Raw genomic sequence first — 11,246 nt, forward strand, 5'->3', positions numbered from 1 at the left:
GAAATGTGAGGGTAAAAGAATGGAAAAGACAATGGACAAAATTGTAGCCTTAGCAAAGGCAAGAGGATTCGTATATCCAGGTTCAGAAATTTATGGTGGATTGGCAAACACCTGGGATTACGGTAATTTAGGTGTTGAGTTAAAGAACAACGTAAAAAGAGCATGGTGGCAGAAATTTATTCAGGAAAATCCATACAACGTAGGTGTTGACTGTGCGATTTTGATGAATCCACAGACATGGGTAGCTTCCGGACATCTTGGCGGTTTCTCAGATCCTTTGATGGATTGTAAAGAGTGCCACGAGCGTTTCAGAGCAGATAAAATCATCGAAGATTTTGCGGAGGAAAACGGAATTGAATTAGGCGGTTCCGTAGATGGATGGACACAGGAACAGATGAAAAACTTCATCGAGGAACACAATGTGCCATGTCCTTCTTGTGGAAAACACAATTTTACAGATATCAGACAGTTTAATTTAATGTTTAAGACATTCCAGGGTGTTACAGAAGATGCGAAGAACACTGTTTATTTAAGACCAGAGACTGCGCAGGGTATCTTTGTAAACTTTAAAAATGTACAGAGAACTTCCAGAAAGAAAATCCCATTTGGTATTGGACAGATTGGTAAATCTTTCCGTAACGAGATTACACCAGGTAACTTTACATTCCGTACCAGAGAGTTTGAACAGATGGAATTAGAATTCTTCTGTGAGCCAGGAACAGATATGGAATGGTTCCAGTACTGGAGAGCATTCTGCCGTGACTGGTTACTTGCACTTGGAATTAAAGAGGATGAGATGCGTCTTCGTGATCATTCCGCAGAAGAACTTTGCTTTTATAGTAAAGGTACTACCGATATCGAATACAAGTTCCCATTCGGATGGGGTGAGTTATGGGGCATCGCAGACAGAACAGACTATGACTTGACACAGCATCAGAATACATCCGGACAGGATTTGACTTACTTCGATGATACTAAGAATGAAAAATACATACCATATGTTATCGAGCCATCTCTTGGTGCTGACCGTGTGGTACTGGCATTCTTATGTGCAGCATATGATGAAGAAAACATTGGAACAGAAGAAAAACCGGATATGAGAACAGTTCTTCATTTCCATCCGGCATTGGCACCTGTAAAAATCGGTGTGCTGCCATTGTCTAAGAAATTAAACGAAGGTGCAGAAAAAGTTTATGCACAGTTATCAAAGAAATACAATTGTGAGTTCGATGACAGAGGAAATATCGGAAAACGTTACAGAAGATTAGATGAAATCGGAACACCATTCTGTGTAACTTACGATTTTGAATCTGAGACAGACGGAGCAGTAACTGTTCGTGATCGTGATACGATGGAACAGGAAAGAATTAAAATTGAAGATTTAGACGCTTACTTCGCAAAGAAATTTGAGTGGTAAGAAGAATACAAGTAAATAAAATAGCAGAAGAGACATTTCCCGGAAAAGGGAGATGTCTTTTTGGTTTTAATTAGGAAATTTCTCACATAAAGAAAGAACCTGTACCATAACATGAAATAGAGAATGCGTTTTTTCAAAAAACAAATTCTTGAATACAACTACATATGTTTTTTAAAGGAGAAGGAAAATGGCAAACAAATGGGTTTACATGTTTGGTGAAGGCGACATGACAATGCGTAATCTTCTCGGTGGTAAAGGTGCGAACCTTGCTGAGATGACAAGTATCGGACTTCCGGTACCACAGGGGTTTACAATCACAACAGAGGCTTGTACACAGTATTATGAGGATGGACGCAAGATTAATGATGAGATTATGGCTCAGGTGATGGAAGGCATTCGGAAAATGGAAGAGATGAACGGCAAGAAATTCGGCAATTTGAGGAATCCGCTGTTAGTTTCGGTTCGCTCCGGAGCAAGAGCTTCCATGCCGGGGATGATGGATACCATTTTAAACCTTGGTTTAAACGATGAAGTAGTCGCAGCGATGATTGCAGGTAATCCAGATTCGAAATTTGAACGTTTTGTATATGATTCCTATCGACGATTTATTCAGATGTTCTCAGATGTTGTGATGGGAGTCGGCAAAAAGTATTTCGAGCAGCTTATGGATAAGATGAAAGAGGAGAAAGGTGTTTTGTATGATATTGAACTGACAGCTTCTGATTTAAAGACATTAGCAGAGCAGTTCAAAGCGGAATACAAGAATCAGTTAGGAGAAGAGTTCCCTGCCGACCCGGTTACGCAGCTTAAATCAGCGATTGAAGCAGTATTTTGTTCCTGGGATAACCCACGTGCGAATGTTTATCGAAGAGATCATGATATCCCTTATTCCTGGGGGACTGCAGTTAACGTAATGCCTATGGTATTTGGCAACTTAAATGAGAAATCCGGTACAGGTGTTGCATTTACACGTGACCCTGCAACAGGTGAGAAGAAGCTTATGGGCGAGTTCCTTAAGAATGCACAGGGTGAGGATGTTGTAGCGGGTGTCCGTACTCCAATGCCAATCATAAAGATGAAACAGGAATTCCCGGAAGCTTACAAAGAATTTCTCAAAGTTTGTGAGACTCTTGAGAATCATTACCATGATATGCAGGATATGGAGTTCACAGTTGAGAACAGAAAGCTTTATATGTTACAGTGCCGTAATGGCAAGAGAACTGCCCAGGCTGCCTTACAGATTGCATGTGACCTTGTAGAGGAAGGGCACAAGACAGAGGAAGAAGCTGTTGCCATGATTGACCCTCGTAACCTAGATACTTTATTACATCCACAGTTTGATGCAGCTGCATTAAAAGCTGCAATACCAATCGGAAAAGGACTGGGTGCTTCCCCAGGTGCTGCCTGCGGTAAAATTGTATTTACAGCGGAGGATGCGAAAGAGTGGAGCAAGAGAGGAGAGAATGTTATATTGGTACGTCTTGAGACATCTCCGGAAGATATCACAGGAATGAAAGTATCCCAGGGTATTCTGACCGTTCGTGGTGGTATGACATCCCATGCAGCAGTCGTTGCACGTGGCATGGGTACATGCTGTGTATCTGGATGTGGCGACATTGCGATAGATGAAGACAATAAGAGATTTACATTAGCTGGAAAAGAATTTAAGGAAGGAGATGATATCTCTATCGATGGCACAACCGGTAATATTTATGATGGCGCTATCAAGACCGTGGATGCTACAATTGCCGGAACATTCGGACGTGTTATGGCATGGGCTGATAAATACAGAACGTTAAAAGTCCGCACCAATGCAGATACACCACAAGATGCAAAGAAAGCCTGTGAACTTGGTGCAGAAGGTATCGGACTTTGCCGTACAGAGCATATGTTCTTTGAGGAGGACAGAATCGCTGCATTTCGTGAGATGATTTGTTCTGATACCGTAGAAGAAAGAGAAGCAGCATTAGAGAAGATTCTTCCATATCAGCAGAGGGACTTCGAAGCGTTGTATGAAGCATTGGAGGGTAACCCAGTCACCATTCGTTTCCTGGATCCACCTCTTCATGAGTTTGTTCCTACGGAGGAAGCAGACATTGAGAAGCTTGCAAAAGCACAGGGCAAATCAGTAGAGACCATCAAGACCATCATTGCTTCTTTACATGAGTTTAACCCTATGATGGGACATAGAGGATGCCGTCTTGCTGTTACCTATCCGGAAATTGCCAAGATGCAGACAAGAGCCGTTATCCGTGCTGCCATCAATGTACAGAAGAAACATCCAGACTGGATTGTGAAACCGGAAATTATGATTCCACTTGTATGCGAAGTGAAAGAATTAAAATATGTAAAGAAAGTAGTAGCCAAGACTGCAGATGCTGAAATCACAGCAGCAGGTGTGAAATTAGGGTACGAAGTAGGTACGATGATTGAAATCCCAAGAGCTGCCCTTACTGCAGATGAGATTGCAACGGAAGCTGATTTCTTCTGCTTCGGAACAAACGATTTGACACAGATGACATTTGGCTTCTCACGTGATGATGCCGGTAAATTCTTGAATGCTTACTATGACACCAAGATTTTTGAGAATGATCCATTTGCAAAACTTGACCAGAATGGTGTCGGTAAATTGATGGAGACAGCAATCAAACTTGGCAAATCTGTCAATCCAAAACTTCATGTTGGTATCTGTGGCGAGCACGGTGGAGATCCTTCCTCCGTAGAATTCTGTCATAGAATTGGTTTAGACTACGTTTCCTGTTCGCCGTTTCGTGTTCCTGTTGCAAAACTTGCGGCTGCACAGGCTGCTATCAGCGAGGCACGTTAATTGAGCCAACATGTTTTTTAGGAACATTTGAGATCCCAAAGGATTTCATGAGGAAGAGCGGAAAGCTATATTATGGCGAACACCGTGCCTTCCGGTTCCCGGAAAAGCTTGAATTTAAGCTATTTCTAGTATAGGGAGTCTGTTAAAGACTCCCTATATTTTTTTATCAAAGAATATAAGGCGCTATAAACGGATTAGTATATCTGAATCTGTTGTTTGCATTTTTTTGAAGCGTTCGAGGCAAAAGCGGAAACATGTTTCCGGTTGAAGGAGGTTTAAAAAATGTCGAGTTTTGCAGCAAAAATGATAAAAGAGGCAAGGATTAATGCTAATCTGTCACAAGAAGAAGCAGCAAAAGCGTTAGGTATTACAGACCGAACTTTAAGGTCATTTGAAAACAATCAGCATCCGGTTTCGGTTGATGATTTATTGAATATGGCTAAACTTTATAAAACGGACGTAAGGGAGCTCATCCTAGAAAACTATGTTGAGGAAAAAGAAGAGCAGATTCTATGTAATCGGTATGGTTCTTTCCTAAAATTATTTGATCAGCTATCGGATAGAGACAAGGAAGATGTAGTTTGGGTAATCAAGCAAAGAATCAATGGCACAATATAAATATATGCTAAAAGCATATACCGAAATGTGATAGAATAAGCATATGCATTACGCATATGCTTATTTGTTATATACGAGATTATATGCTGAGTGTATGCTTATATCAAGCAAGTGATATGGAGGTGTCTTACGATGTATAGAACAGAGGAAAGCAGCAAAATAGGTGAATATATTGGAAAGCTGATTGCTAGAAAGTATGGTGCGGATCGTCAGTTTGCAATTGAGTATATAAAGTTAAGAGATGGGATAGATGAAGAGCCAGCCTCGGACGAAATTCAACGTGTAGCAAACAAAATATGTCAGATGAAAAAAATCGGAAAGGGAATACAGATTAATGACTTGCCAATTCTCTCAGAGTTATTAGAGGTATCCGTTGATAGTATCCTCAGTGCCGGAAAGGTAGCCAAGCCAGCACCTACTAGGACGACAAATTATTCTGTAGCTTTTTCCAATGATAAAAAGATTTGGAAGGAATATATTGAGAGACCGGATAAACTAATTCTAAATGAGGATGAGTACGGAAAGACTGTTATTGATTATGCGATTGAGTTTGGTAATTATGGTTTCCTTAAGTATTTGATTGATAATGGTTATATTTATTTAATAGATGAGGATCAGCAGAAGTATTGGGGTTCTTTTGGTTCCGGAACAACAATAGAAGGAAGGCCGCCTTTTGACTATGATTTGCTCGAATATAAGATGAAGCAAAATGATAGTTTGAGAACAAACATAATAGCTTTGGCTTTAGAGAATAAAGATTATAAGATTCTTGATGAAGCAAAGGCAAGAGAAATTCCTTCACTATATGAAGCTTCTTATTTTTATGGCACAGCTTTGGATGTTAAGAAGTATTACAATCAGCAGTTTATGGATCAGGTTGCCAGGGCTTCGGATGAGGTATTGGTATACTTTTCTTCGGAATTTGAGATAGAGACTAATAGGAAAGCTTTGTGTAGATTGACTTTCCCTTATTTAGGAAAGCTGCTTGATATGGCAGTTAAGGCCGATAGAAAAGCTACGGCAACTATGTTAAAGAATGCTTTAAAACATAACCAAGATGTTTTAAAGGAACTAAAAAAGATTGGCAAAGCTGCTGAAGATTCATTTTCTAGTATTCGACAGTATATGGATGAAAAAACTATTATGGAAGGAATAATGCAGGATTTTCATTTTTACGAAGAGAATGATACAGTGTGCTTTCATTCGGGGATAAATTCAGCAGGGAACTTCCAGGGAATATTTTCGACTGTTGTACGAGTAAGTGCTTCATCTAAGGATGAATATATTAAATCTTTGATTGAAGATGTTAACCGTTCATATAACCAGGTTAAGAATTTTGTTTACAAGGAGGTTTGATTTATGTGTAAGAGCTTTATGGATATGGAAGACGGAGATCTTTGTTTTACTACATCTGACAATATGGCAATGGACTCTGAGGGGCATATGATGATGCGTATGGGTGATAACATGGCTATGGACATGGACTCGGGTGAATTACATATGGTTTCTTCATGGGGTGACGATGATGATGAATAGGTGATTCCTTTTGCATTTTCGTTGACGTATACGGAATCCGTGTATATAATAAAGGTGGGTATATACGAAATCCGTATACAGGAGGTGCAAGATGAAAGACTTAGAGTATATAGTAAACGGAATCATTGTTGAAGATGAGAGTAAGGCAGAGCAAGATGAAGCCAGAAAGAAGAGAATGCTTGCATCTGCTTTTGTAATGGTAAGAAACAAGACCGGTATGAATCGAAAAGAGTTCGCTGCATGGCTCGGAATACCTTATCGAACGATGCAGGATTGGGAACTCGGTAATTCTCAGGTCCCTGAATATGTTCTTAGACTCGTTGCCTATAAGGTAATGATTGAAAAGGAAAGGGGGAACATATAATGAGAACACTTAAAGCGATTTTGAGGGCACCGGTAAGAGTAATCGTATTTTTTATCCAGATTGTATTAACGTTGGGTGTAGTTATATTTGGCGCAGCAGGGGGTATTGTCACAAAGGCTGGAGAAATAGTGGGTGGGCTCTTAATCTTAGGAAGCCTTCTTTGTGTTGCAACCGGACAGATTTCTGGAGATATCTTTTTAAAGATGTTCTTGGGCGGCGTTGCATTTGGTGCAGTTCCTGCTGTAATAACTAAGCTTGGGGAGGAAGGAATACTCTTTGTAAAAGGAGCGCTTAGTAGGATATAAGAATAAATATGGATAAGAAAAAGCAAGTTGAAGAGATACTGCTAATGCCAATAAACGTAATTGGTTATAGTGGTATGACTGGTGTAAAGATAAAAAAAGCAGGAAAAGGTATAGAAACCACTCAGAGTTATTATCCTTATAAGAATTAACCTATCGGTCTTGATCCTGATATGTCCGATTTTGCAATTGGCTTTTATGAAATTCTGTATAATGACTTTTTGAGCAATCCAATACTCAACGGAGCAGAAGCTCTTTCTAATAATGAGTTTGCTGGCGATACTATGAATTGTTTTAATACGATTGCTAACAAAGTGCTTGAGGCTGGGAAGAGTAATAAACAACGAACGAAAATATCGGAATGGCCTAATTACTTACAAGAGTATTACTATCAATATCATTGTCTTGCAAATTTTTGGATTTTACCTATGGTTGTTGGCCGGAAGTTGGATGATGAATATTGTAAAGGGTATTGTGATTGGTTTTCATCAGATGGTGGAATGCAGGATTATATGGATCGATTCCTCAAAACAGTCAATGACTCTTTTTCATTATATAAAAAAATGTATGCGACTTATTTTGGAAAGATAGATATTTTTGAAGATTTCCTAAACCTTCACTTTCTTAATGATGTTTATGTTAGAGATCGAAAGCTTAACTGAGTTTATTAAGATGCAGGCCTTTGATCCTAGGGCAAAGATACCCGAGACAATGATTGATGTATTTGTCGATAGGATTGTTTATGATAAAGGAGTTTTCTCCTGGTATCTGAATCCTAAGCTTGGAAATGAGACGTTCAAAGTCGATACTACCGATTGGAAGAAGAGCATGTTGAAATCTCAAAAAAACGTTACCCGCGCATAACAGCGCAGGCAGCTATTGCCCAGAAATGAAAAATGGGAATGAAAAACTTTCGTCCGAACGATTGAATATTCTTCGAAAAGATGGTATAACTATAAGGTGTTTTTTTGAAAAAAATCTACTTATTAGCAGTACTTCTAAATACGATAAGTAGAGGATATGATACAAGAGGAGGAGTATATCGATGAAGAAAATCGAAGAATATGTCAGAACCATTCCAGACTTTCCAGAACCAGGTATTATGTTTCGTGATGTGACAAGCGTAATTCAGGATCCGGACGGATTAAAGCTTGCAATTGATTCTATGATTCGGTTGTTAGATGGAATTGATTTTGATGTTGTAGTTGGAGCAGAATCCAGAGGATTTATCTTTGGAGCACCAATTGCATACGCATTAGGAAAGGCATTTGTACCGATTCGTAAGAAGGGAAAACTTCCTTGCGAGACAATCTCAGCAGATTACGAATTAGAATACGGCCATGCAACCATTGAGATTCACAAAGATGCAATTTTACCGGGACAGAAGGTTGTCGTTGTGGATGATTTGATTGCAACAGGCGGAACCATCGAAGCTGGTTGTAAATTAGTGGAAGAGCTTGGCGGTGAAGTTGTAAAAATACTGTTCTTGATGGAACTTGCAGGATTAAAAGGAAGAGAGAAGCTTGCAAAATATGATGTTGCTTCTGTCATTACCTATGAGGGAAAATAATTCCAAGATAAAACGACAATTGTAGTTATATCACTTTGGAACAATTCGAAAAGAGAGAATAAAATACGAGAGAGTAGGTTTATTGAAATGTTAGAAAAGTTATTTCATTTAAAAGAAAATAATACAACGGTAAAAACCGAAGTATTAGCGGGTATTACCACATTTATGACAATGGCATATATTCTTGCCGTAAATCCAACCATGCTTTCCGCTTCCGGTATGGATGCAACAGCAGTACTGATTGCAACCTGTCTTGCATCTTTTGTAGGAACACTTGCAATGGCACTCATGGCAAATTATCCATTTGCATTAGCACCAGGTATGGGATTGAACGCATATTTTGCATATACCGTATGTCTTGGTATGGGTTATGACTGGCGTGTTGCCTTGATGGCAGTATTTGTAGAAGGTCTGATTTTTATCGTGCTTTCCCTTACCAATGTACGTGAAGCAATCTTCAATGCAATTCCAAGCAACCTGAAAAAAGGTGTCAGTGCCGGAATTGGTATTTTCATTGCATTTATTGGTTTACAGGGAGCTCACCTTGTTGTAAACAATGATTCTACATTGTTAACACATGTTGATTTCGCAGGAAACTGGCATACAGAAGGAATCTGTGCTGTACTGGCTTTGATAGGTCTTGTTATCACTGTCGTATTATATGTAAAAGGATTCAAGGGTGCAATTTTGATTGGTATTCTTGCAACCTGGGTACTTGGTATGATTTGCCAGGCAGCCGGAATTTATCAGATTGATGCCAAGAATGGTTTCTATTCTTTGTATCCAACACTTTCCATGACAGATTTTTCCTCTTTTGGAAAGACATTTGGACAGTGTTTTAAAGCTGATTTTTCCAATGTAAACATTTTCAATTTTATTGCAATCTTATTATCTTTCTTATTTGTGGATATGTTTGATACCATCGGAACTTTGATCGGTGTTGCAACAAAAGCAGATATGTTAGATGAAGAAGAAAAGTTACCAAGAATCAAACCTGCATTGCTTGCAGATGCAGTTGCAACCTCTGTTGGTGCAGTCTTTGGTACCTCAACTACAACTACATTTGTAGAGAGCTCTGCAGGTGTTGGCGCAGGCGCAAGAACAGGACTTTCCTCTGTTGTAACCGGATTTTTATTCCTTCTTGCAATTTTCTTTGCACCAATCTTTACTGCAATTCCAGGATTTGCAACAGCACCGGCATTGATTTTCGTTGGATTCTTAATGGTATCTGCAATCTTAAACATTGATTTTAATGATTTGACAGAGGCAATTCCAGCATATCTTTGTATTCTTGCAATGCCACTGATGTACAGCATTTCAGAAGGTATCGCAATCGGCGTTATCTCTTACGTTGTCATCAATGTAATCTGCGGAAAAGCAAAGAAAATCACACCACTGATGTATGTGTTAGCCGTGATTTTTGTCTGCAAATATATTTTCTTATAGAATGAAATTATATTAGAGTATACGAAAAGAATGCCAGGGATGTTTGATTCCTGGCATTTTTTGTGTACCGGATTCAAAAGATAGCTTACCGCTTTCTTATTGGAAAATGACAAAAAGTTAAGTTTGATGTGAGAAAGGATAAACGCATGCTAGAAAGATTAAGTATAACAGACTTTGAAGAATTTTATCGCATTCTGGAAGAAAGTTTTCCGGTTGATGAGAGAAGAGAGAAAGAAGAACAAAAAGCGCTTTGGGATAAAAAGGAGTACGTTGTTTATGGACTAAAAAAAGAGGAAAGACTTTTAGGATTTCTTGCGGTGTGGAAGCTGGAAAACTGCTGTTTCTTAGAGCATTTTGCAATCGACAAACGTGCCAGAAATGCAGGATATGGTTCTAAGATGCTGAGAGAATTATGTAAACTGGAACAAAACCTTGTACTTGAGGTGGAACTCCCGGAAACGGAGCTGGCAAAGCGTCGAATTGCCTTTTATAAAAGAAATGCGTTCTGCTATCACGAGTACGAATATATGCAGCCGGCGCTTTCAAAAGGAAGAAAACCGATTCCGCTTCATATCATGACTTACCCAAAGGCTTTGTCAAAAGAAGAGTTTGAGAAGATAAAAAGAGAGATTTACAAAGAAGTGTATTGCATAAAAGTACCTGCCATTACATGAATGACAGGTACTCTTTTTTTATCTCTTTTTTTCGTTCGTGCTCTAATTGGGCTTCAAATCCAAGTTCTGCATCAAAACGTTCCTCTGCAACAAAACGTAAGCAGTCACAACAGTAGTTCCCAAAATTGATTCTGGTACCACAGGTTTTACAGTGGCGGTTTTCTGTCGACAGCTTATTTTCTTTGTAATCAACGCGTCCCTGTCGAATCCATTTTTTGACAAGGCGGATTGGAATTCGAAAATAGTTTGCAACCTCAAACTCCGTCACCTCGTTCTCACGGATGTATTTCTTGACCTGGGAGAAAAGAACTTCCTCATAGCAAGAATTGCAGATAGGGCGGGAATGTCTGGAAAGAAAAACAGATCCGCAGTTTTTGCAAATGCGGTCTGGACTTGCCCCGTTGGTGTCTAGTTCTATAATTTTAATATTTTTTTCGCTTTCGCTCATCTTTTTTCCTCTGTTTTTGAAACGAATTTATAGTATCAAATTAT

Annotated in this window: 13 protein-coding genes; 12 read left to right on the forward strand and 1 reads right to left on the reverse strand. The window is 39.1% G+C overall.

Annotation, left to right across the window (positions count from 1 at the left end; genetic code table 11):
* Positions 1-19: 19 nt before the first annotated feature.
* The 12 genes from BIV16_RS04005 (at position 20) to BIV16_RS04060 (ending at position 10,754) form a co-directional block, all read left to right on the forward strand.
* Positions 20-1,417, forward strand: a complete 1,398-nt coding sequence (locus BIV16_RS04005) for a glycine--tRNA ligase (RefSeq protein ID WP_075679238.1) — start codon at positions 20-22, stop codon at positions 1,415-1,417.
* Between the two features lie 187 nt (positions 1,418-1,604).
* Positions 1,605-4,244, forward strand: a complete 2,640-nt coding sequence (ppdK, locus tag BIV16_RS04010; RefSeq protein WP_075679237.1) for a pyruvate, phosphate dikinase — start codon at positions 1,605-1,607, stop codon at positions 4,242-4,244.
* Between the two features lie 282 nt (positions 4,245-4,526).
* Positions 4,527-4,862: a helix-turn-helix transcriptional regulator gene (locus BIV16_RS04015; RefSeq protein ID WP_075679236.1), complete on the forward strand. Its 336-nt coding sequence runs from the start codon at positions 4,527-4,529 to the stop codon at positions 4,860-4,862.
* Positions 4,863-4,994: 132 nt separating this feature from the next.
* Positions 4,995-6,218 (forward strand): hypothetical protein, encoded by a 1,224-nt coding sequence (locus BIV16_RS04020; protein WP_075679235.1) that lies wholly within the window; start codon positions 4,995-4,997, stop codon positions 6,216-6,218.
* Positions 6,219-6,221: 3 nt separating this feature from the next.
* Positions 6,222-6,398, forward strand: a complete 177-nt coding sequence (locus BIV16_RS04025) for a hypothetical protein (RefSeq protein ID WP_173664527.1) — start codon at positions 6,222-6,224, stop codon at positions 6,396-6,398.
* Between the two features lie 91 nt (positions 6,399-6,489).
* A complete protein-coding gene (locus BIV16_RS04030) occupies positions 6,490-6,762 on the forward strand; it encodes a helix-turn-helix domain-containing protein (protein ID WP_242940308.1) in 273 nt (90 codons plus the stop codon).
* The gene (locus BIV16_RS04035; protein WP_075679234.1) at positions 6,762-7,067 is read left to right on the forward strand and encodes a hypothetical protein; all 306 of its coding nucleotides are present in this window, start codon (positions 6,762-6,764) and stop codon (positions 7,065-7,067) included. The genes BIV16_RS04030 and BIV16_RS04035 overlap by 1 nt, the downstream gene beginning before the upstream one ends.
* Positions 7,068-7,075: 8 nt before the next feature.
* Positions 7,076-7,216, forward strand: a complete 141-nt coding sequence (locus tag BIV16_RS04040; protein ID WP_159435912.1) for a hypothetical protein — start codon at positions 7,076-7,078, stop codon at positions 7,214-7,216.
* 21 nt (positions 7,217-7,237) lie between these two features.
* Positions 7,238-7,726: a hypothetical protein gene (locus BIV16_RS04045; protein WP_075679233.1), complete on the forward strand. Its 489-nt coding sequence runs from the start codon at positions 7,238-7,240 to the stop codon at positions 7,724-7,726.
* Between the two features lie 383 nt (positions 7,727-8,109).
* Complete coding sequence (locus BIV16_RS04050) at positions 8,110-8,634, forward strand: adenine phosphoribosyltransferase (RefSeq protein WP_075679231.1); 525 nt, start codon at positions 8,110-8,112, stop codon at positions 8,632-8,634.
* Positions 8,635-8,721: 87 nt separating this feature from the next.
* Positions 8,722-10,080, forward strand: a complete 1,359-nt coding sequence (locus tag BIV16_RS04055) for an NCS2 family permease (RefSeq protein ID WP_075679230.1) — start codon at positions 8,722-8,724, stop codon at positions 10,078-10,080.
* 146 nt (positions 10,081-10,226) lie between these two features.
* Positions 10,227-10,754, forward strand: a complete 528-nt coding sequence (locus BIV16_RS04060; protein WP_075679229.1) for a GNAT family N-acetyltransferase — start codon at positions 10,227-10,229, stop codon at positions 10,752-10,754.
* On the opposite strand, the gene BIV16_RS04065 is transcribed toward BIV16_RS04060, so the two are convergent.
* Positions 10,747-11,202, reverse strand: coding sequence for a hypothetical protein (locus tag BIV16_RS04065; protein WP_075679228.1), 456 nt, complete (start codon positions 11,200-11,202; stop codon positions 10,747-10,749). The two genes, BIV16_RS04060 and BIV16_RS04065, sit on opposite strands and share 8 nt — an antisense overlap.
* Positions 11,203-11,246 lie beyond the last annotated feature (44 nt).

It is taken from the genome of Roseburia sp. 831b (genome assembly GCF_001940165.2).
Lineage (GTDB): Bacteria > Bacillota > Clostridia > Lachnospirales > Lachnospiraceae > Roseburia.